Raw genomic sequence first — 23,146 nt, forward strand, 5'->3', positions numbered from 1 at the left:
CGAATAGAATGGAGGTTGGTTTAAAACGATGAAAGTTATTACTATTGGATACGCGCCCAATCCTGCTCCGCGGGTGGAAAATGGCATAAGGTTGCTGAAACAAGCGCTGCTGGATTGTGGCTATGAGGTGAATGCGGAGGAAGTGTCCTGGACGTGGGACAGCTACCGATCCATACAGGGAAGAAAAATCTTTGTGGGAAATCGCAAAGAATCCGAATTGCTGCAGCAACTGGAAGAACGAGATGTCCTGCTGTATCACACGGAAGCTCCAGAGGGAGAAGGATTTTATATAGCTACTGGTCCTGGGAACCTGACGTCAGTTTCCGGAGGCAATGATTCCGGCGTACTTTACGGTTGCTTGGAGCTCGCTGGGCGGATTCGCGCTGCAGGGCTTCTGCCCGAAGATATCGCTTATGGGGACGCTCCTCGTTTTTCGTTGAGGGGACCAGCGATCGGACTGCAGAAAACAACTGTCGAACCGCCTCGTCAAACATATGAATATCCGATTACTGAGGCACGTTTCCCTTGGTTTTACGACCGGACATTGTGGCAGGAATTTCTCGATATGCTGCTGGAACAGCGGTGCAACATCGTCTATTTGTGGTCTGGGCATCCTTTTTCCTCTTTAGTGAAATTGGCGGATTACCCGGAGGCGCTTGAAGTTACAGAAGAAGAATTCGCGCTGAACGTTGAAATGTTCAGCTGGGTGGCGCAAGAAGCAGATCGTCGAGGCATATGGCTCGTATTGAAGTTCTACAACATTCATATTCCGCTGCCATTTGCCGAGAAGCACGGATTGAAGCTGCATCAACCGAAACCGCTTCCGTTAACCAGTGATTACTATAAAAAGTCGATTGCCTCCTTTGTGCGTTCATTCCCTAACGTGGGGTTGATGGTCTGCCTTGGGGAAGCGCTGCAGGGACAAATATACGGTGTGGAATGGTTTAACGAAACGATTCTAGCAGGCTTGCTGGAAGGGCTAAAGGATTCAAATGTGAAGGAAAAGCCGCCAATCATTCTGAGATCCCATGCGATTGAGCCGCAAAAAGTCATTGAGGCGGCGCTGCCTCTATATCCAAATTTGTATACAGAGGCCAAATATAACGGAGAATCATTGACCACGTATACACCGCGAGGCAAATGGTTAGACATTCACAACCGTCTCGGCTCACTAGAGACGATTCATATCGTGAATGTACATATTCTTGCTAACCTGGAGCCTTTTCGTTACGGGGCACCTTCGTTTATCCAAAAATGCATGCAGGCCGCCAAATACCGGCTGAAAGCGAACGGGCTTCATCTGTATCCATTGTTTTTCTGGGATTGGCCGTTTTCCCCAGATTTGGCTGAGCCAAGACTTAAACAACTGGACCGCGATTGGATATGGTTCGCAGCTTGGTTCCGTTACGCTTGGAATCCAGACCGCGATCCGGCCGCAGAACGGAATTACTGGACCGATGTGCTTGGCCAACGATTCGGCAGTCCAGAAGCAGGTGAAGCGATACTTACCGCATACGAAGCGTCCGGCGAATGTGCGCCTAAATTGCTGCGGCGGTTCGGCATTACCGAAGGCAATCGTCAAACGATGAGCCTGGGCATGACGATGAGTCAATTGACGAATCCAGATCGGCACATGCCGTGGCCTGATTTATGGGAATCCCAATCTCCTCAGGGGGAAAGGCTGGAGGACTATGTGAACCGTGAGTTGAAAGGCGAACCGCACATCGGAGAAACACCTCCGGAAATTATCGAAGATGTCAGTCGGCATGCGGCAGACGCCGTGCATGCGATCGAGAGGGCGCGCAAATTAGTGAAACGAAACTGGGATGAATTTGATCGCTTATACGATGACATTCAGGCCATTCGTCTCATGGTCCATGTCTTTGTGCATAAAGTTCAAGCGGCATTGCTCATTTTGACTTACAAAGGCAGGGCTCAAGGGGAATATTTCACACAGTTGGAATTGTTGGAAGAGGCCGCTGGGCAGCTTGAGAGCTCCTTGAAAAGCTACCGGGCACTGACGACTTTGACGGAAAGAACCTATTTATTCGCCAACAGTATGCAAACGCCGCAACGGAAAGTGCCGGTTCGAAACGGTCTTGAATACAAGCATTGGACCGCGTGTTTGCCAGTTTATGAGTTAGAGTTTGAACGTTTTCAGTTCCATCTTAGTGAGTTAAAGTCAGGTACATTGCCTGAGGCGCTGAAGAATATGAAAGATCCCATTGTTCCATACGAAGAGGTACCGTTCACTTTACTGTCCGGAAACGCGGAGAAATACCGAGTTGAGAAGGAAGCGCAAGTGTTTGTGGATGGGGATATTCACATCGTCGGATGTGCGGAGGAACTCGATGGTTTGACAGGTATCCGATTCAGTCAAATGGAAGCGGGTCTAAGCGGAATTACGATCGATCTTGAATTGCATCACCCCTCCAAAGTGTTAATTGGATATTTCAATTCAAAAGATGAGCAGTGGCTTCAAGTCCCGAGCTTGGAAGAGAATACACATGCAGACGACTTGGGCGGATATGCGCCAGTATTGCAAAAAGGATTACGACTGTATGCGTATCCATCTGTCAATGTGCATACGTTTCGCTATGAAGCAGGGCGGCATTCGCTCGATTTGGGCAAGGGAGCTTACTTAATTTTGGGCGTCATACCTGCTGATCACGAAGTTCGGCCAAGAAATGTCGAGCACAAAAATGATGGCATTAACACATTGGATTGGCTGTACGAGTAAGCAAGAGCGACAGATGGGGAGAGAATCTATGACTGATAAAAAATCCACACTCTGGTATGCCCAGCCGGCCAAGAATTGGTTTGAAGCGCTTCCCATTGGCAACGGCCGGTTTGGAGGGATGGTGTATGGCGGCACGAACAGAGAGCATATTCAATTAAACGAAGACACGCTTTGGTCGGGTGAACCCCGGGAAACGATCCGCTATGATGCAGAGCGGTATCTCGGATCCGTGCGTGATCTGATATTTTCGAAGAAATATGCGGATGCCGAGCAGATGATCGAGCAGTACATGGAAGGTCCGGATATTGAATCTTTCCTTCCGCTTGGAGATTTGGAGATTATCAACGACGAAGATGGCGAAATTTCGGATTATTGCAGGGAACTGGATCTCGAAGCAGGTGTGATAAGGGTGCGGTACAATCAAAATGGTGCTGTTTACACCCGTGAAGTGTTCGCATCTGCTGTTGATCAAGTAATGGCGATCCGTTTGAATAGCGAGAGTAAATCAAGTTTTACTGCCTCTCTACATAGTCCACTGCAGTTTTCCGTACGCAAAACAGGAGCAGACCGGATAACGCTCACTGGCCGCTGCCCGTATCATGTATTGCCAAATACGGTCAAATCCGCTGACCCTGTTGAATATGCCGAGGGGAAAGGAATAGGCTTTGAAATCCACCTTCAAGCGACTGCAGAATCCGGTAAAGTGGAAGTCAGCGGTGGGCGCATTCGCGTTAGCGGGAAAGGGGCGGTAACTTTACTGCTGGCCGCTGCTACAAGCTATAACGGTTTCGACAAAGATCCGGCTGTTCTAGGCGAAAATCCAACAGACATGTGTGTGGCATGGCTTTCGAATGCCATTCGGCTGGGCTACGATCAGGTAAAAGAGCGTCATATGGGTGATTACGCTGCACTTTTCAACAGAGTGTTAATTGACATTGGCGGTAGGGGTGAAGACCACAGCATTCTTCCTACGGATGTTCGCATCCAGGCAGTCAAAAATGGATCTGTTGATCCTGGCCTCGCCGCATTGTTCTTTCAGTACGGGAGATATTTGCTGATATCCAGCTCTCGTCCTGGTACACAGCCTGCCAATTTGCAGGGAATTTGGAATGACAAAACCCAACCTCCTTGGTGCAGCAGCTGGACGACAAATATTAATATTGAAATGAACTATTGGCCTGCGGAAGTGGGCAATCTTGCGGAATGCCACCGACCGATGTTTGATTTAATTGAAGATTTACGAATTACAGGCCGGAAAGTAGCCAGTGTCCATTACCGAAGCAGGGGGTGGACCGCTCATCACAACATCGATTTGTGGCGTACGGCGACGCCTGTCGGCGGTTCGCCCAGTTGGGCCTTCTGGCCGATGGCCGGTGCTTGGTTATGCCAACATATATGGGAGCATTACGCGTTTAGCCAGGATGAGCACTTTCTTAAACAAGCGTATCCTGCATTGAAAGAGGCAGCGCTGTTTTGTTTGGATTGGCTTATCGAGGACCCTGATGGCTATCTGGTTACTTGTCCGTCTACTTCCCCAGAAAATTTTTTCATTACTCCTGAGGGGAAGCCCAGTAGTGTAACCAAAGGAACGACGATGGATTTGGCGTTGATTAAAAGTTTGTTTGCCCATTGTATAGAAGCTAGCCTCATTCTAGACCTAGATGACACGTTTAGGGGTCATCTGGAAACGGCATTAAGTCAAATCCCTCCGTTCCGTATTGGGAAATACGGTCAGCTGCAGGAATGGGACGAAGACTTCGAGGAGTTGGAACCGGGCCACCGACACATTGCGCATTTAGTTGCGCTCCATCCGCTGAACCTCGTTACACGACATGGACAGCCTGAACTGTTTGAAGCCTGCAGAAAAACACTCGAACGCCGTCTTGCTCACGGTGGGGCGCACACGGGCTGGAGCTGCGCTTGGACGGTTAACTTTTGGGCACGGCTAGGAAACCCAATAGGCGCCAATAGATCTTTAAATGATTTGCTGGCAGGTCTGCACCCCAACATGATGAATGCTCACAGGCATCCGAAGGTGAAGATGAATATTTTCCAAATAGACGGTAATTTTGCCGGTTTGTCAGGCATTGCGGAAATGCTGGTGCAAAGTCATGCTGGAATGATCCAACTACTGCCGGCCTTGCCGCCTGAGTGGCAGCGTGGAACCGTAAGTGGATTGAGAGCCCGTGGCGGATTTGAAATCGATATGAACTGGAACGAAGGCAAACTTACACGCGCTTGCATCAAGTCGATTGCTGGAAAGAAGTGCCGCTTATGGAGCGCTCAGCCGGTCCAAGTTCACCTAAATGGACAACTCATTTGTTCAACTGGCGTCGATTCCGCATTTGAAACTGGCGTAGGATTCTGTTACGAAATTGTCCCTGTATCGGAGGTTTGAGATGAAATACGTGAATACCATGAAAGAATTTATTTTTGAGGAAGATAGACCGTTCCTTAGCTGTCACGCATCCACCTTGGAATTGCTGCCTAGCGGCGAAGTTATTGCCGCATGGTTTGGCGGAACACGCGAGAAAGCTGGAGACGTTGCTATTTGGCTGTCACGCAGGGGAGTCACGGGGTGGACACCACCCCTTAAAGTAGCGGATCAAGCGGATATTCCGCATTGGAATCCTGTCCTTTTTCGTACCCAGGACGGTAATCTATTTCTTTATTATAAGGTCGGGACTTCGATTGCCGAATGGGAAACCATGGTTATTCGCTCAACGGATGATGGACACACATGGACGTCTCCGTTTCCCTTGGTTATGGGGGATAAAGGAGGAAGGGGTCCTGTCAAAAACAAGCCTATCGTTCTGTATGACGGTACGATAGCAGCTCCGGCCTCATTGGAACCAGCCTGGGATGTATTCGTTGACCTCTCGAGCGACGGAGGCGAGACCTGGACTCGCAGTGAAATCGTTCCCTTGGAGCGCTGCGTAATGAAGGGCTCAGGCATTATCCAGCCGACCTTATGGGAATCTACCCCTGGAAATGTGCACATGCTCACTCGAAGCAGCGAAGGGCATATATATCGCAGCGACTCAAAGGACGGGGGGAAATCGTGGTGTACAGCCTATCCCACTGATTTACCCAACAATAATAGCGGAATCGATCTGGTGAAGCTGGATAACGGCACAATTGCACTGGTTTATAATCCCACACGTCCGGTAGAGGGGAAGAAAAAGGGGCCGAGAACGCCGCTTGTCATTCGACTTTCGCAGGACAACGGAATGACTTGGGAAAATGAATTTCTGTTAGACCAAGGAGAAAAGCAATATTCCTACCCCGCTATTGTAGCAAGTGGACTAAACCTATATGTGACCTATACCTGGAAGCGCGAACGCATTGCTTTCTGGAAAATAACGCTTTCCGATTTAGCATGATTGACCTATAGTTTGAGACGATAACCACCATTTAAGTATCAAATGAATTCGATATAATAATTATGGTAATATTATACACCCATAAGTATATATGGGATGGGAGGTCATCCATGCCTGCTGGCAGCCGATTGGACGAAACATTGCGYGCGGGAAAAAAGGCACTTCGCACGCTCCCCGGTGCACTCTTGCTCGGTTCGACCGGAGCGCGGTTGTGGGCCGATTATTTGGATCCCGTACCTGGTTTTTCTGGAAGGTTCGATTTTATTCACAAAGTGAATATTCCTTTGTTGTTTAAGATAACGAACAATTTGGCAGAAAGCTTAGAGCCATGCCAGACGGAGTGGTTTCCGAGTCACTTGTACATGACCTATACAGACAACCGTCTTTCATTGGAAGAACGCAAATTCATAACTTGGAATGATTGTGCGGTTTCGTGCCAAACTTGGACGAATCGCAGTGATGAGGAGCTTGTCCTTCGTTTGGAGACCTATAGCGATTCGTTCTCGGAGCGCACAGGGGATTATCTCTATGGATCGTTTAATATTGAGCACTACAGCTTTGATATCTCAGGTGCAATTGCCGTAAGCGATCCCGCTGTATTCAAAGAGCTGCGGTTGAAACCAGGTGAAATCAAAGCAATTATTGTCGCTGCAGCGTTCGGAATTTCCGGTCAGGATGATATCGCCTTGCTGAAGGAACGGGCTTCGAGTTATGCGGAAAGCGGTTACACGGTTGATCAACTCGTAATAAATCAAAGCAATGAGTATCAAACGTGGTTTGAGAAAGCACCTACATTCGTCAGCAGCGACCCTGTGTTAAACAAGACTTGGACCTATCGTTGGTTTCTGCTTCGGCACAATTTGGCTGATCCGCAGTACGGTCACTTGTCGTACCCATTGTTTTACGAGGGAAGATCTCATAAAAAAAGTAAAAAGCCCTTTAGTAAGGGGGGATGGGAGTTCAGCAAGCTAATTAATCTGTCCGTTCCTTTACATATTATGGATGCTAGATGGTATCACGATCCTGTATATAGTGAGGGTCCTCTTCGAAACATGAAGAGCGCTCCCGGTGAAGATGGTATGTTTAGCTGCTTGACGGTAGATTCCATCCTGCATTCCTTTGCCAACTTCTCTTGCTGGGCCGCATATAAGCTCTTTCTTGTGCATCGAAACACCGAGACGATAGTTGACTTACTGCCTGCCATGAAATCGAATATTTCCGCATGGAAACGTGTGAACGGTAATGATCAGGATCATTTGATGATCGAACACAAACATACACGGACGGGAAAAGAATATCAACCAAGTTATTGGTATTTTCACCAATTTCCGAAGAACCCGAAGGACAAAGCTACCTATACCCATCTTAAGAGGGTGGATCGCGCTGTATATCACTACTTGAACACGTTAGGTGTTGCTAAGCTTTGCGAGGCAACCGGTGACCCGGAAGCGAAAGATTTTTTTTGGCAAGCTGAAGAAATCAAGCAGGACATACTTGGCAAAATGTGGAATGAGAATACAAAGTTCTTCTATGATCTACATTATCAAACAGATGAAAAGGCGTTTGTCAAAAATATTGTCGGGATTTACCCCGGGTGGGCAGAAATCCTGGATGATCAATTCAATGGGATGATCGAGCATCTGTTCAATGAACAGGAATTTCATACGAAATGCCCGTTCCCGTCTGTTTCTGCCGATTGCCCTGCCTATTCGCAAGAAGGCGGTTGGATGGGACACTTTGTCAAAGGTCGGAATGGCTGCGTTTGGGACGGCCCAACCTGGCCTTATACCAATTCAATCGCGCTCGATGCGCTCGCCAAGGAAAGCAAGCGGAGAAACCATCAATTTGATCGTCAATTTGCCTATTATCTACGCGAGTATTCGTTTCTCCATTTTATGCAAAGAGATTTAAACCAACCCGGTCTTGTTGAGCATTACAACAGTGCAACGGGTGAACCGTTAAGTGACGAACAGGAATATAATCATTCGTACTATATCGATTTGTTAATTTCACATGTGGCAGGATTATCGATTGAAAAAGAGGGGATTGTTCTGGATCCTCTGAATGTGGAATTAGATTATTTTTGTCTAGATCATGTAAAGGTAGCGGGTATGGATATACGGATCTCCTATCGCAAACCGAGTGTGTCATCGGAGACTCCCTATAGCGAAGATGGCTACCGTTTATATGTTAATGACAAACTTATTTTCTCTAATCCAACACTTTGTCGAACAGCGTTAACTTGGAAAGAGTTGACCCTATCGTAAATTGATAGCCCCAATCGGGCAAGGAGAGTGCGTTTTAATGAAACGTTTCAACGGAGTTGTTGTACAGTCGGAAACGGATTCGCAATTGCGGGAAGCCTACCTTCCTATTCCGTACCCGAATGACAACCATGCCGCTAATTTACTGGAACTCGACAATGGCGATCTTCTCTGTGTCTGGTTTTCGGGCAGCGGGGAAGGCAATCCAGATACTAACGTTCTGATGTCGAGATTATGTGCCGGATCCAATGAATGGACTGCTCCCATGCAGCTGTCAAGTGATATCGAACGATCTGAACAAAATCCAATCCTTCACCAGGCACCAGATGGCAAACTTTGGCTGTTCCATACGTCCAACGAGCCCCACAATCAAAAAACATCAAGAATTGTTTTCCGCATATCGGATGACAAGGGCTTTACTTGGGGGCCGACTGAAGTGTTGTTTGACGGTTTGGGCATATTTCTGAGGCATCCGCTGCTTGTACTCAAAAATGGCGATTGGCTGCTTCCGACGTATTATTGTAAACTTGACGGGCATTACAGCGTTGTACAAATCAGCTCAGATCAAGGGAAAACATGGAAGGAATACGAAGTGCAGGGCAGCACGCACCGGGTTCAAATGAATGTTGTTGAACGAAATGATGGTACGCTCTATGCCATGTTTCGAAGCCGACAGGCAGATCGCATTTATACAAGTATCTCGCAAGATAACGGAAAAAATTGGACGGTTCCAGTCAAGAGTGAATTGCCCAACAATAATTCCTCGATGCAGTTCATCAAGCTGCAGAATGGTCATCTAGCCTTGATTTATAACAATTCCTCCATGGAACGGGACCAATTCAGGTGGGTTCAAAGGAAGGGCGAATTCCGCAAAAAACCGCTTCGTACACCACTTACCTTAGCCATTTCGGAAGATGAAGGAAAAACATGGCCAATCTACAGGAATATACAGATGGCCGATTTGGAATACAAAGATAGCGAGATCGGGTATTCCTACCCTTCGATTATCTCAACGCGTGATGGCAAGATACATATTGCTTTTTCTTATTTGCGTAAAGGTATCAAACATGTTTGTCTAACGGAAGAATGGGTTAGTGAGGGTTAATATCATGCGCCGGAGGTGATGCACATGAATGGTAGAATTGGACATTTAAGCGGGGATATGTTTTTTGATGGAAAGATGAATATTTTTATTAATCGCGAATTGGAATCGTTTACAACTACCCAACATACCCATGATTTTATTGAAATCAGCTATGTGGGGGAAGGAAGCGGTTATCATTACATTGAAGATCAAGTAATTCCCATTAAACAAGGAGATTTGTTTGTGATTCCGATTGGAACATCCCATGTGTTCCGTCCGTCTTCTCCGACGCAGGATAAAATGCTCGTCATTTATAACTGTATTTTTAAAGTAGAGCTATTAGAAAACTGGATGCATTTGCTACAGGAAGAATGCCTCACTTATAATTCCATCACGCTTCCCGGCAAGTGCCCTGAGCGCTGGCTGCATTTTCAAGATAAACATGATACGTTTTCAACGATTGTTAACGCTATGTATAGAGAATATTTAAAACGAAGCAATGGCTTTGAAACTATTTTGACAGCTTTACTGATTCAAATGTTGGTGATGCTGCAGCGTTTTGAATTGAAAAATGAAACGGAAGCGGTTCCTTTTCGGATGCTAGAAGAAGTTGTCCATTTCATCAAAGCCCATTACACCGACAACCTTACGGTTCAGCATGTGGCGGATTACTTCTTTTTAAGTGCCAGCCATTTTCAACGGTTGTTTAAAAAATCAACGGGCTTATCATTCACGCAATACTTACAGAACGTGCGTATTCAAAAATGCTGTGAATTGCTGAAGTCATCAGATATCCCGATCTACCAAATTGCCAATCAGGTGGGATATCAGGACATGAAATTTTTCCATGCGCTATTTCGTAAAAAAACGGGGGTAACCCCTCGACAATATCGACAAAACTTCCAAGAATTCGAAGATAAGGCATTAACATACTAAGAGGTTTACGGCTGACCATCGCAATATCGCAATGGAGCAGCTTTTTTTATTTATGAATAGGGAGGGTTACTGAATGTTAAATCCGGATGAGTATTTAGAACAGTTATACAGCGATTTAAATAAAGCGTCTAATCTTACTCGAACACAACCTTGGAGAGAGCGAAAAGCGGATGTACGGACAAAGCTGCTTGCAAGTTTGGGGGATTTCCCTAGGGAGTCAAGTGAATTGAACGCAGTTGTAGGGGAGAGGATCGATAAGGGGGATCATTATTTAGAGCGTGTTATTTACACAACAGATGTAAACCTTCAAGTAGCTGCCTTTGTGTTGATTCCAAAAGGGCTCACGGGCAAGGCGCCAGCCGTACTTGCTTGGCACGGACACGGTTATGGGAGTAGGGAAATTGTCGGTTTGCGGCCAGACGGAACCACGGATGACGACCCTCCCGGTATGCATCAACATTTTGCATTGCATCTTGTTCGAAGAGGGATGATTGTCATAGCGCCTGAAATCATTGGATTTGGTGATCGTAGGCTGTGGGTTGACAGGGGGAAGGATCCTAAGAAAAACAGTTCCTGTGTAGCGCTAACTTCTCGCTTGCTGCTTTATGGTAAAACTTTAGCTGGGCTGAGGATTTATGAAGCAATAAGATCAGTAGATTATGTATTAACTCGTGCGGATATTGATCCTAATCGGATCGGATGTATGGGTTTTTCCGGCGGCGGTCTGATAGCTTCGCTTTCTTCCGCTTTGGACGAACGCATTCAGGCTACTGTTCTATGTGCGTTTACAAGCACGTTTAGCGGAAGCTTATTAGCCATGAATCATTGTATTGACAATTACATGCCTTCGATTCTTCCTTTTGCGGAGCTTCCGGAACTTATTGGGTTGATTGCACCGAGGGCACTATTCGTCGAATCAGGCATGGAAGACCCGCTATTCCCAGTTGCTTCCGTTCAAGAAGCTGTAGCTAAACTTAAAGAGATATATCATTCTGAAGAAGTGGCTGCGAATTTAGAAGTTGATCTTTTTCCAGGCAAGCATGAAGTATCTGGGAGACTCTCTTACGATTGGTTAGCTAAGCAGTTGAAAGCATGATTCACCTATAGAGTAAGCCATCATCACCTATAAGTGAAAAAGTTGATGGATGTATAATGAACTGAAACCGTTATCATCGGGATGATTGAAACAGACTATAGGAGGTGCCGCAATGGGGCGCATTCTTTTGAATCACGTAGAAAAACGTTATGGCAAAGATGGCGGATATGCAGTTAAAGATTTCCATTTGGAAATACACGATGGAGAATTTCTTGTCATGGTAGGTCCGTCTGGCTGCGGGAAATCAACAACACTCAGGATGATTGCTGGCTTAGAGGATATCACATCAGGAGAACTTTATATTGGAGATCAGCTTGTCAATGATTTGCCGCCGAAGGATCGGGATATTGCGATGGTTTTCCAAAATTACGCTTTATACCCGAACATGAGCGTGTACGAAAATATTGCATTCGGCTTGCGCTTGCGGAAGATGCCCAAACATGAGATCGACCTAGCGGTTAAAAAATCATCAAGAATACTGGAAATTGAACCGTTTCTCGATAGGAAGCCTAAGCAACTCTCTGGCGGTCAGCGTCAACGTGTAGCTTTAGGCAGAGCCATTGTCCGTGATCCCCAGGTTTTTCTAATGGATGAGCCGCTGTCAAATTTGGATGCCAAACTGAGGGTTCAAATGCGAACAGAGATCATTAAGCTTCACAAGCAGCTCGGCGTAACAATGGTTTACGTGACACATGATCAAGTAGAAGCCATGACCATGGGGCATCGCATTGTTGTCATGAAAGACGGCATTATTCAACAGGTAGATACACCGCAACAGATTTACAATAATCCGAGAAATATGTTCGTCGCCGGATTTATCGGGACGCCGCCGATCAATCTCATTGAGGGTAAAATTCTGGAAGGCACAGACGGCAAATTAGAGTTTCACACCAATCGATATTATTTAGAAATCCCCTCACAGCAGGCGAACATGTTGAAAAAGAAAAATAAAGTAAATAGATCCGTTTTTCTAGGAATTCGGTGTGAGAATATACATGTAAATCATACAGCGGCAGATGTKGGCCAGCACGCACAAATTAACGGGGTCCAAAAGATCAATGAATTAATGGGGGCAGATATGTACCTGTATATGGATATTGGTGTGCCTAATTTACTGATCGTTCGAACTCGTGCTGATCACAACTTCGTTGAAGATGAGAAGCTTGTTTTATCTCTTGATATGCAAAAAGTACTATTTTTCGATAAAGATTCAAAGGAAAATCTCATGTATTAAATAGACAGCGGAGGGATGAAATTGAAGGTTTCTTTTCGAACCCGGGTATGGATTTCAGCGATGCTGGCGCTCTTCTGTTTACTCAGTCAAACGCTTCCCGGTTTTGCGGATATAGGTACTTCATTGGGAACAGAACCAAAGACAACGAATGCGGAAGAGCAAGTGAATTCATCCAAGCAGTTGGATCCATCTTATTCTGAGAAGTTGGAACAGTGGAAAAAGGAAGGTGCTTCGATCGATCATAATGGGAGTTTGACTATCCCTGGATCGAAGCTGGCCAGCCAGTCGGCTAACGCCAATATTTCTACCGGGACCTATAATGAAAAAAATGACGTTTTGATCTGGAGCGCTTCAAAGGACGAATGGATTGAATATGAGGTGAATGTGGCGCAAGGTGGATTGTATACCATTGCAATGACCTATAATCCTTTCGTCGGTACGAAATACCGAAAGCCGATTGCGCTGAATTTGACCATTGATGGTTCAAGCCCTTATTTGGAATCGAAATCGGTCGAGTTATACAGACAATGGAAGGATAAGTTTCCGATTCGTCAGGACGACAAAGGCGATGAGATTCGGCCACCGGCGGAAGACAAATCAGGCTGGTTATCTTGGGAACTTCGCGATATATCAGGTGCATACGAGGATCCGCTGACGTGGTATTTAGAACCGGGGAAGCACAGAATCCGATTGGCGGGCAGCGATCCATTTGCGCTCGAGTCTATAACATTAAGAGCACCTCATCAACCAGGCGAATATAAAGATGTGAGAAGGGAGTGGCCAACCGGTACTCCTCCTGTAAAGTCGGAACCGATCAAGATCGAAGCTGAGCAGATGCAATGGAAAAACGATTCAGCCATCTCATTGGCCTTCGATAATGATATTGCGTCAACACCCAGTGTCCGCGGACATATTACTTACAATGTGATAGACGGAGCTCGGTGGTCTTCGAATAACCAAGAGATTAGCTGGAACTTTGATGTACCGGAAACTGGGTACTATAAAATTGCGATGCGCGCGGAACAGTCTTTTGTATCTAACCGCTCGTCATTCCGGCAGATCATGATAAACGGCAAAGTGCCGTTTGCTGAGCTGAAAGCCTATCGGTTTATGTATGCAACCGGTTGGAAAAGTATTACACTGGCCGATGAACACAATAATCCATACGAATTTTACTTGGAAAAAGGAAGCAATACGATCTCGATGCGTGCCACTTGGGCACCGTTAGGTTCAGTTTCATCGGACTTGGAACGAACGATTAGTGAATTGTCTAAGTTATCCGAGGATTTGAGAACATTAACAGGTAATGTGGACGACAAAAACCGGACTTGGGATCTCAAAAATGACCTTCCTACTTTTATTGAACAAATGCAAGGTGTACATGATGATTTGAACGGTGTGCGAGAGCGGATGGCAGCTATCAATGGCCGACCAGATGCCGTTACGCAAGCGCTTGCTACCGTGCAGAAAGATTTGGAAGGCTTGCTGAAAGATCCAGATGAAATTCCTTATAATGCAAGTATTTTGAACAGGCTTCAAGGCAAGGTAGCGGAACAGATCAAGCAGCTCTCCTATCAGCCTCTTCAGTTGGATCGCATGTTTGTCGTGCCAGCCCAGCAGCCGCTTCCGAAAATGCTCCCGACCTTTTATGAGAAATTGGAAGGCGGAATCATCAACTTTATCGATTCCTTTAAATCAAAAAGAAAAACCAATAACGAAGATATGGTGCTTGATGTTTGGATGCTGCGTGGAAGAGATTACGTCAACATGCTGCAAAGTTTGGCAGATGAGATGTTTACACCGCAATCCGGCATTAAAGTTAGGGTAAATCTGCTAAAAGACGAAAAACTGCTTGTTATGATGAACGCAGCAGGAATTGCGCCTGACGTTGCGTTAGGCTTGCAGCAGTCAATTCCGTTCGATTACGCGATTCGGGGCGGCGTCTATAATCTGAAGCAATTTCCGGATTTCGATGAGTACGCTAAGCAATTTTCTCCAGGTACGTGGCCAGCTTTTTATTATAACGGCGGTTATTACGCGGTGCCAGAAACACAAGAGTTCCGTGTCATGTACTATCGGAAAGATCTTTTAAAAAGACTAGACTTGAAAGTTCCTGACACTTGGGACGATCTTTACAAGATGCTCCCAGTACTGCAGCAGAACGGAATGAACTTCACGCCGGTTAACGACCACGGTATATTCCTGCAGATGCATGGGGCCGAATACTATTTGCAAGACGGTTCAAAGACGGGGCTGTCCTCGGAGAAAAGCTTGAATGCGTTCAAGCAATGGACCGAACTGCAAAATAAATATGCCATTGATCAACAGATGGACAGCTTCTACCAACATTTCAAGGATGGGTCGTATCCCCTTGGTATTGCTGATTTGAATACGTATCTGCAATTAAATGTAGCAGCTCCTGAATTGAATGGTTTGTGGGGGGTTGCTCCGGTTCCAGGTGAACGTCAGGAGGACGGTTCGGTAGCTCGCTGGATGGGCGGAAACATGTACTCTTCGATGATTATGAAAAACGCCAAACATCCGAATGAGAGCTGGGAGTTTTTGAAATGGTGGACATCAGCAGATGTGCAGAGCAGGTTTGGTACTGAGCTGGAAACGCTTTACGGCGTTACATTCCGATGGTTCACGTCCAATATGGAAGCGTTCACGCAGCTTCCGTGGAAGGAAGATGATCTGCAAGCAATTTTGGAGCAATGGAAATGGTACAGGGAAGTGCCGAACGTACCTGGCGGCAGCTATTTAATGGAGCGTGAAATGAAAAATGCATGGAATCGAACCGTCATAGACGGGATGAACTACAGGACATCACTTGAACTGGCCGCGAAAGAAGTGGACCGAGAAGTGAAGAGAAAACTACAGGAATTTAAATTTATCGACGAAAATGGAAAGTTGGTCCGTTCGTTGGATTTACCGGTTATTACAAAACCTTGGGAAGGGGTGGATAAGTATGTTAAAAAGTGAGCCGATTACGCTCCCTAGTTCGTATATGTCCACAAACCGAGTGAAGAAGAAGGATCGTAGCTTGCTGCAAACAATTTGGTCATACCGTGTATCCTATTTGTTTATAGCGCCATTTATGATCTGTTTCATTCTGTTTATCTTCCTTCCCGTGCTATCTGCGATCGTACTCAGTTTTACGTATTACGATTCCATAGGACCTCCACGCTTCGCAGGTTGGGACAATTTCCGTTACATGGTGTCGGAAGATTTGATCCTGCTCAAATATGCGCTGCCGAACACAATAACATTCGCATTATTAGTAGGTCCAGGTGGATATATAGCCGCTTTCTTACTAGCGTGGTTAATTTCGATCTTACCTAGTATATATCGCAAATGGTTTACACTCGCTATGTATACGCCCTCCTTGGCAGGCACGATAGCGATTGGTATTATATGGGTTCCTATGTTATCAAGCGATCGAATAGGTTATTTGAATAGTGTTCTTCTTAAATTTGGGTTCATTACCGAACCAATATTGTGGGCTACCAGCAAAGAGTATTTAATGAGTTCTATGGTTTTTGTTACGCTTTGGAAAAGTATGGGAATTGGTTTCCTAGCTATGTTGGCTGGCATTCTGAATGTCAATCCGGAGCTATACGAAGCAGGTAGGATAGATGGCATTCGAAGCAGGCTGGAAGAAATCTGGTATATTACTATCCCTTCCACAAAACCGCAAATGTTGTTCGGAGCTGTTATGGCAATTGTCGGAGCGATTCAATCGGGAGAAATAGGTCAGACGTTATCGGGGATGAATCCAACGCCGCAATATTCGGGTCATGTTCTCTTAACACACATGCATGACTATGGATACACCCGTTTTGAGCTCGGTTACTCGACGGCATTATCCGTACTTCTCCTTATTTTTATTTACTTTGCTAACAAGCTATGTGAGAAGCTGTTTGGCACGAAGGAGGGCGAGTAAATGAATGTCGCTGGATCTCTTCGGAAATTCGATTCTTGGCGTATGCGCAAGCGGCTGCGCAGATTCAGTTTTATGGAAAAAGTATCAATTATCATTCTTATTTTGATGAGTATTTTTTTGATGCTGCCTCTGATTTATATATTTAATCATGCTTTTAAACCTTATGAGGAGCTGTTCATTTATCCGCCGAATATCTTCGTGAGACATCCTACAATTCAAAGCTTTTTAGAATTAGCGTCCATCACGAAGGGAACGGCAGTCCCGATCACGCGGTATTTGTTTAACAGTGTGATCGCCACAACGCTAGGTGTTATAGCCATCGTAATTGCAAGTGCAATGTGCGCGTATCCGATATCCAAGCATAAGTTTCCAGGGCACAAGTTTATATTCGCGACGATTCTGCTAACTCTGCTGTTCGTCCCTGAAACTGTTTCGATCCCGAGATATTTGATCATCAGCCAATTGGGCATATTCAATACCTATTGGGCGCATGTTCTTCCGCTTGTAGCCGTTCCTACAGGTGTTTTTCTAATGAAACAGTTCATTGATCAGCTCCCAGATGAATTACTCGATTCCGCTCGGATGGACGGAGCCAAAGAGTTTACACTTTTTTTAAGAATTGTCATTCCTGTCGTACTGCCTGCGATCATGACGGTAAGCATCATTGCATTTAACTCCACATGGCTCAGCACAGAAGCATCGGAAAATTTTATTCAAGATGAAGAATTGAGAACATTTCAGTTCTATGTCCAAACATTAACTTCCGGTTTGGCGAACAGTGTATCCAGACAAGGGGCTGTTGCTGCAGCTGCATTAATCTTGTTTTTGCCGAATTTCATCATGTTCTTAGCTTTCCAAAGTAAGGTTATTGCGACGATGGCGCATTCCGGCATCAAGTAGAGGATCAAACCGGATGAAGGGAGCGTAACATAATGATGGGCATGCAACAAAACAGCCAAGAAATAGAGAAATGGGGACGGTTTGAACTGACGATGCAGGGGCCGTCGGAAGGGAATCCCTTTCAGGAAGTTCAGCTATCTGCTCGATTTCAGTACAAAAACTACATGGTTCAACCAGATGGCTTTTACGATGGAAACGGTACATACCGGATCCGCTTCATGCCTGACCGAGTCGGCGTTTGGACTTATGTTACGCAAAGCAATCACATTGATCTTGATGGTCAACACGGTGAATTCGTGTGTGTGGAGGCTTCTTGTGAAAACCATGGACCTGTAAGGGTAAAGGATCAGTATGTATTCGCTTTTGAGGACAGTACGCCGTATATGCCGTTCGGCACTACCTGCTATCACTGGACACATCACGGAAATGAGCGACTTGAGGAGCTTACTCTTCAATCCTTAAAAGAATCTCCGTTTAATAAAGTAAGAATGTGTCTTCTGCCAACAAGAGATATGAAAGCACCTCTTCGATTGGTTTTCGAGGGTTCGAGTCCCGAAGATGTGGATAGAACGAGGTTTAATCCCGGGTTTTTCACCCATTTAGAAAAGCGGATCGATGATTTGATGGATCTTGGCATAGAAGCCGATCTAGTCTTATTTCATCCGTATGATAAAGGATTTTGGGGCGTCGATAACATGGACGCTGAAACCGATGCATTTTACTTGCGCTACGTGATCGCGCGACTCTCCTCTTTTCGAAATGTCTGGTGGTCGCTTTGCAATGAGTACGATTTTAACACATTCAAAACGGTTGAGGATTGGGATCGACTGATCCAATTCGTACAGCATCATGACCCCTATCAACATCTTCGTTCAATCCATAACGGAACAAAGATGTATAAGTCCTCGTGGGTGTACGACTTTTCTAAACCATGGATCACTCATCAAAGCATACAGCACTGGGATGCAGAGCTTACGACAAGCTGGCGGGAAGCGAACGCAAAACCGGTTGTCATTGACGAAATTTCTTATGAAGGCAACAGCTCTAGACGTTGGGGTAATATTTCGGGCGAGGAAATGACCCACCGATTCTGGGAGGCCATGTCTCGAGGCGGGTTTGTCGGGCATGGGGAATCATTTATCGACAAGGAGACAAGGGCCTGGATTTCATCCGGGGGAAAATTGTATGGAGATAGTATTGAGAGAATCGCTTTTCTCCGTAAATTGATGGAGGAAGGTCCCGCAGATTGGATGAAAGCTTGGCAGCGAGGAGAGTATGGGCTTCAATATTTCGGCCATCATCAGCATGCGTATACTTTCGTTGATCTCCCTGATAATGCTTCCTACCGCCTAGAAATTATTGATACGTGGGACATGACCATAACGCCGGTTAAAGGCACGTTTTGCGGACGCACCAAGGTTGACCTCCCCGGAAAACCTAATCTTTCATTGCGAATTTGGAAGCTTTGAACCATGAATGGGAAGGAGGAGGTCTCTCTGAGAGTAGCCAATGAAGTGGAGCGTTGGGGTGTGTTCGAATTGACGCTCGAAGGTCCCAGCCATGGAAACCCGTTCACAGACATACGTCTCTGCGCTGTTTTCAAGAAAGAACGAACCTATGCGGAAGCTGAAGGATTTTACGACGGTAACGGGAGCTATCGGATCCGGTTTATGCCAGAAGAAGAGGGTGTGTGGACGTATTCAACGTCAAGCAATTGTTCGAAGCTGGACGGAATAATGGGAGAGTTCGCGTGTACCAGACCAACATCTGGAAATAACGGACCGGTTCGGGTGAAGGGTACTGTACATTTTCAATACGCGGATGGAAAGCGATTTACTCCAATTGGCACAACTTCTTATGGGTGGCATTTGCAAAGCGAGGAACTTCAGGAGCAAACGCTGCTTACGCTGCAGCATTCGCCATTTAACAAAATCCGCATGAGTGTGTTTCCGAAAAACGATGAGTTTCGTGATGCGGAACCAAATAACTACCCGTTTGAAGGTACGCCAGAACAAGGATTCGATTATAGCCGTCTTCGTCCGGAATATTTTTCTCATTTGGAGAAAAGGGTGAAGGATTTAGCAGATCTCGGCGTACAAGCAGAACTCATTTTGTGGCATCCATATGACAATGGCCGTTGGGGCTTCGATGAAATGTCTTCGGATGAGGATGACCGTTATCTGCGATATATCATCGCACGGCTTGGGGCACAACACAATGTGTGGTGGGCACTCGCGAATGACTATGATGGCATGACACATAAAAATAGTGAGGATTGGAAGCGCTTATTTCGACTTATTCAGGAATGCGATTATGGCAGACATTTGCGCTCCATTCATAATGATCGGGTTTGGTACGATTTCGGCGTCCCGTGGGTGACTCATGCGAGTATCAAAACTACGGACGTAAGAGTTGCATCAGAATGCACCAAACAATTTGGAAAGCCGGTTATCATTGATGAATGTGGATTTGAAGGAAATCTGACTACAAGTTGGGGCAGTTTGACGCCTGAAGAGTTAGTTTGCCGAATGTGGGAAGGAAATTGTCGTGGAGGCTATGTGACACACGGAGAAACGTTTTTAAATGTGGAGCATGTACTCTGGTCGTCTCGTGGAGGGGAACTACAAGGAAGAAGTGTTCGGAGAATCGAGTTTATGCGCGAAATACTAGAAAAAGCACCGGCTCAAATGACATACAGCAGCGATCGACTTGATGCTGCAACGTTGGAGGTAAGGGGTGAATATTATTTACAGTACTTTGGCCCGCATCGATTTGCCTATCGCGAATTTTCACTGCCGGATGGTAAATATGAAGTAGATCTGATCGATACATGGAACATGACCATCGCACCTCTTACCGGGACATTTGAAGGTCGATTCCGGATCGATTTGCCTGCAAAGCTTTATTACGCGTTGCGTATTCGCAAGATGACCGAAACGTCTTACAAATAGCTTCATAAGGGAGAGATGTCATTGGAACCATTACGGAAATCAACGGGTACTTCAAAGACTTCAAAGCTATGGTATGAAAAACCAGCAAAAACATGGAATGATGCACTGCCTATTGGAAATGGGCGTCTGGGTGCTATGGTATTCGGGAAAGTGAATCAAGAACGGCTGCAGCTGAACGAAGACTCCGTTTGGTACGGCGGGCCGGTCAACGGAGATAATCCTGACGGTCGAAAATATTTTCCGGAAGTACGCCGTTTGTTACAAAAAGGGAAACAAATAGAAGCAGAAGAACTGGCACAAATGGGACTCATGTCCAATCCAAAGTCTTTGCGTCCGTATCAGCCGTTAGGTGATTTGCACTTTTATCACGACGGGGAGAAAAAGATGATTTCCAATTATTATAGGGATCTGGACATTGAGCAGGGTATCGCCCATGTAAACTATTGTTTAAACGATGTTTTGCATGAAAGGGAATTGTTCAGCAGTGCGGTCGATCAGGTGTTGGTGCTCAGAATCACCTGCAATCGACCTGCAACCTTAAATCTCCGAATGCATTTGAGTCGCAGACCTTTTGACGAAGGTACGCATAGGGTCGACAACGATACTTTGGTGATGAGTGGTGAAAGCGGGAAAAACGGTGTGACATACTGCACGGCAGTGAAAGCCGTACCAGAAGGCGGAACGGTGGAAGTAATCGGTGATTTCCTCACTGTTCAACAGGCGGAAGCGGTTACCATTTATCTTTCGGCAGCAACAACCTTCCGTCATGAGGACCCCCAAGCCGAGTGTATTCAACAGTTGGTTCATGCGGCAAGTAAGGGATACGAACGGGTCAAGCAGGATCACATTTCGGATCATGCGTCCAAATTTGGTCGAGTAAAGCTGGAGTTGGGACGTCCTAAAGATGCAAGTGAAATCGAAGTACTGCCAACGGATGTCAGACTTCAACGGTACAAAGACGGTGGCGAAGATCCGGGGCTTATTTCTCTGTTTTTCCAATACGGCCGTTATTTGCTTATGGCTAGTTCCCGCCCTGGTTCAAATCCTGCGAATTTACAGGGCATATGGAATGAAAGTTTTACACCCCCATGGGAGTCAAAATACACAATCAATATTAACACGGAGATGAATTACTGGCCTGCGGAAGTTTGCAATTTGTCCGAATGCCATGAGCCGTTGTTTGATTTGATCGATCGTATGCGGCCACATGGCAGGAAAACAGCGCAGAAGGTATACGGATGCAATGGATTCGTCGCTCACCATAATACCGATATGTGGGGATCCACGCAAATTGAAGGGAATCATATTCCAGGTTCAATTTGGCCAATGGGTGCCGCTTGGTTATCACTGCATCTCTGGGAGCATTACCGGTTCGGCTTGGATGAACAATTTCTTCGTGAACGGGCGTATCCGGTAATGAAGGAAGCGGCTGAATTCTTCCTGGACTATTTGTTTGAAGACGAAAAGGGGCGTCTCGTTACCGGGCCTTCTACTTCTCCTGAAAATAAATTTATCGGCCCTGACGGAAGCGTAGGATGTCTGAGTATAGGTCCTTCCATGGATACCCAAATCATCTATACATTGCTCAGTTCGTGTATGGAAGCTGCGGGCATACTTCGAACGGACGAGACGATTCGGCAGAAATGGGAACTTACGCTGCGTAAGCTGCCGGCGCCGCAAATCGGCAAGCACGGACAGCTGCAGGAGTGGGTGGAGGATTGGAATGAAGTTCATCCGGGCCATCGCCACATATCACATTTGTTCGCGCTCCATCCAGGAGAAATCATTCATCCAAGGCACACGCCGGAGTGGGCGGAAGCGGCCAAACGGACACTGGAGCGCCGGTTGGAGAATGGGGGCGGACAAACAGGCTGGAGCCGGGCTTGGATCATTAATTTCTTTGCTCGTTTGGAGGATGGGGAACAATCCTATGAGCATCTTCGCTTACTGCTTTCCCTCTCGACACTGCCGAATTTATTTGACAATCATCCGCCGTTTCAGATTGATGGAAATTTCGGTGCAACAGCGGGAATTGCCGAAATGCTCCTGCAATCGCACCGTGGGGAGATTGCGCTGCTACCGTCATTGCCTAAGGCTTGGCAGCGAGGTAGAATCAGTGGTTTTCGCGCCCGTGGAGGCTTCGAGATCGAGATGGAGTGGGAGGATGGCGAACTAACCCACTGCGTCATTAAAGCGACGAAAAGCCAATTATGCACAGTAACGTGCAGACGTCCGCAATCGGCTCTTATTGTGGAAACGGATGGAAAACCGGTTGAAACCATTACGTCGGAGTTTCTAACAAAGTTTAACGCGGTAGCGGGGAAAACCTACTTGCTGATTGCGGAGAAGCAAAGCAAAGCGCAAATAGGGACATTGGTTCGTCATTCATGATTGTATTCACAGTTGCAAAGTTGATGTTCCATGCAATTAATTATTTGAGTAGACCACCTTGCGCATAGCGTTCGGTGGTTTTTTCTTGCCTACGACTGCACCACTGTGTTACTTATCATGGAATATAGGATGATATATGGCGAGCAAAAGATCCTATCGATGTGGTTGAATGCTCCCTAAAAAAAGCATGAACAGCCTATAAATGTTTTTTCGTAGTGATGTAA

The 23,146-nt window shown here is 46.1% G+C and carries 14 protein-coding genes; all 14 read left to right on the forward strand.

Annotation, left to right across the window (positions count from 1 at the left end):
- Window positions 1–28 precede the first annotated feature (28 nt).
- The 14 genes from AB4114_RS15290 to AB4114_RS15355 all read left to right on the forward strand — a co-directional run bounded on the left by AB4114_RS15290 (window position 29) and on the right by AB4114_RS15355 (window position 22,922).
- Window positions 29–2,740, forward strand: coding sequence for a hypothetical protein (locus AB4114_RS15290; RefSeq protein ID WP_441989202.1), 2,712 nt, complete (start codon window positions 29–31; stop codon window positions 2,738–2,740).
- Between the two features lie 28 nt (window positions 2,741–2,768).
- The gene (locus tag AB4114_RS15295; protein ID WP_441989203.1) at window positions 2,769–5,138 is read left to right on the forward strand and encodes a glycoside hydrolase family 95 protein; all 2,370 of its coding nucleotides are present in this window, start codon (window positions 2,769–2,771) and stop codon (window positions 5,136–5,138) included.
- A 1-nt stretch (window position 5,139) separates the two neighbouring features.
- A complete protein-coding gene (locus tag AB4114_RS15300; protein ID WP_441989204.1) occupies window positions 5,140–6,123 on the forward strand; it encodes a sialidase family protein in 984 nt (327 codons plus the stop codon).
- Window positions 6,124–6,233: 110 nt separating this feature from the next.
- The gene (locus tag AB4114_RS15305; protein WP_441989205.1) at window positions 6,234–8,390 is read left to right on the forward strand and encodes an MGH1-like glycoside hydrolase domain-containing protein; all 2,157 of its coding nucleotides are present in this window, start codon (window positions 6,234–6,236) and stop codon (window positions 8,388–8,390) included.
- Window positions 8,391–8,427: 37 nt separating this feature from the next.
- Window positions 8,428–9,492 (forward strand): sialidase family protein, encoded by a 1,065-nt coding sequence (locus AB4114_RS15310; protein ID WP_441989206.1) that lies wholly within the window; start codon window positions 8,428–8,430, stop codon window positions 9,490–9,492.
- A gap of 24 nt (window positions 9,493–9,516) precedes the next feature.
- Window positions 9,517–10,407 (forward strand): helix-turn-helix domain-containing protein, encoded by an 891-nt coding sequence (locus tag AB4114_RS15315; protein ID WP_441989207.1) that lies wholly within the window; start codon window positions 9,517–9,519, stop codon window positions 10,405–10,407.
- A 73-nt stretch (window positions 10,408–10,480) separates the two neighbouring features.
- A complete protein-coding gene (locus tag AB4114_RS15320) occupies window positions 10,481–11,503 on the forward strand; it encodes a dienelactone hydrolase family protein (protein WP_441989208.1) in 1,023 nt (340 codons plus the stop codon).
- A gap of 112 nt (window positions 11,504–11,615) precedes the next feature.
- A complete protein-coding gene (locus AB4114_RS15325) occupies window positions 11,616–12,737 on the forward strand; it encodes an ABC transporter ATP-binding protein (RefSeq protein ID WP_441989209.1) in 1,122 nt (373 codons plus the stop codon).
- A 15-nt stretch (window positions 12,738–12,752) separates the two neighbouring features.
- Window positions 12,753–15,719: an extracellular solute-binding protein gene (locus AB4114_RS15330; RefSeq protein WP_441989210.1), complete on the forward strand. Its 2,967-nt coding sequence runs from the start codon at window positions 12,753–12,755 to the stop codon at window positions 15,717–15,719.
- Window positions 15,706–16,680 (forward strand): carbohydrate ABC transporter permease, encoded by a 975-nt coding sequence (locus AB4114_RS15335; protein ID WP_441989211.1) that lies wholly within the window; start codon window positions 15,706–15,708, stop codon window positions 16,678–16,680. The genes AB4114_RS15330 and AB4114_RS15335 overlap by 14 nt, the downstream gene beginning before the upstream one ends.
- Complete coding sequence (locus AB4114_RS15340; protein ID WP_441989212.1) at window positions 16,681–17,580, forward strand: carbohydrate ABC transporter permease; 900 nt, start codon at window positions 16,681–16,683, stop codon at window positions 17,578–17,580.
- A gap of 32 nt (window positions 17,581–17,612) precedes the next feature.
- Window positions 17,613–19,049, forward strand: coding sequence for a DUF5060 domain-containing protein (locus tag AB4114_RS15345; RefSeq protein ID WP_441989213.1), 1,437 nt, complete (start codon window positions 17,613–17,615; stop codon window positions 19,047–19,049).
- 3 nt (window positions 19,050–19,052) lie between these two features.
- On the forward strand, window positions 19,053–20,531 hold the full coding sequence (locus tag AB4114_RS15350; RefSeq protein WP_441989214.1) for a DUF5060 domain-containing protein: 1,479 nt from the start codon (window positions 19,053–19,055) through the stop codon (window positions 20,529–20,531).
- A 21-nt stretch (window positions 20,532–20,552) separates the two neighbouring features.
- Window positions 20,553–22,922 carry a glycoside hydrolase family 95 protein gene (locus AB4114_RS15355; RefSeq protein WP_441989215.1) on the forward strand — a complete coding sequence of 790 codons (2,370 nt, stop codon included), beginning with the start codon at window positions 20,553–20,555 and terminating at the stop codon, window positions 22,920–22,922.
- Window positions 22,923–23,146: the final 224 nt, after the last annotated feature.

Origin of the sequence: Paenibacillus sp. 2RAB27 (genome assembly GCF_052115445.1) — a bacterium.
Taxonomy (GTDB): domain Bacteria; phylum Bacillota; class Bacilli; order Paenibacillales; family NBRC-103111; genus Paenibacillus_E.

Excerpts from the sequence above, each read along its gene's own strand:
- AB4114_RS15290 (WP_441989202.1), top strand. The coding sequence starts at position 29 with ATGAAAGTTATTACTATTGGATACGCGCCCAATCCTGCTCCGCGGGTG.
- AB4114_RS15295 (WP_441989203.1), top strand. The coding sequence starts at position 2,769 with ATGACTGATAAAAAATCCACACTCTGGTATGCCCAGCCGGCCAAGAAT.
- AB4114_RS15300 (WP_441989204.1), top strand. The coding sequence starts at position 5,140 with ATGAAATACGTGAATACCATGAAAGAATTTATTTTTGAGGAAGATAGA.
- AB4114_RS15310 (WP_441989206.1), top strand. The coding sequence starts at position 8,428 with ATGAAACGTTTCAACGGAGTTGTTGTACAGTCGGAAACGGATTCGCAA.
- AB4114_RS15315 (WP_441989207.1), top strand. The coding sequence starts at position 9,517 with ATGAATGGTAGAATTGGACATTTAAGCGGGGATATGTTTTTTGATGGA.
- AB4114_RS15320 (WP_441989208.1), top strand. The coding sequence starts at position 10,481 with ATGTTAAATCCGGATGAGTATTTAGAACAGTTATACAGCGATTTAAAT.
- AB4114_RS15330 (WP_441989210.1), top strand. The coding sequence starts at position 12,753 with ATGAAATTGAAGGTTTCTTTTCGAACCCGGGTATGGATTTCAGCGATG.
- AB4114_RS15335 (WP_441989211.1), top strand. The coding sequence starts at position 15,706 with ATGTTAAAAAGTGAGCCGATTACGCTCCCTAGTTCGTATATGTCCACA.
- AB4114_RS15340 (WP_441989212.1), top strand. The coding sequence starts at position 16,681 with ATGAATGTCGCTGGATCTCTTCGGAAATTCGATTCTTGGCGTATGCGC.
- AB4114_RS15345 (WP_441989213.1), top strand. The coding sequence starts at position 17,613 with ATGATGGGCATGCAACAAAACAGCCAAGAAATAGAGAAATGGGGACGG.
- AB4114_RS15350 (WP_441989214.1), top strand. The coding sequence starts at position 19,053 with ATGAATGGGAAGGAGGAGGTCTCTCTGAGAGTAGCCAATGAAGTGGAG.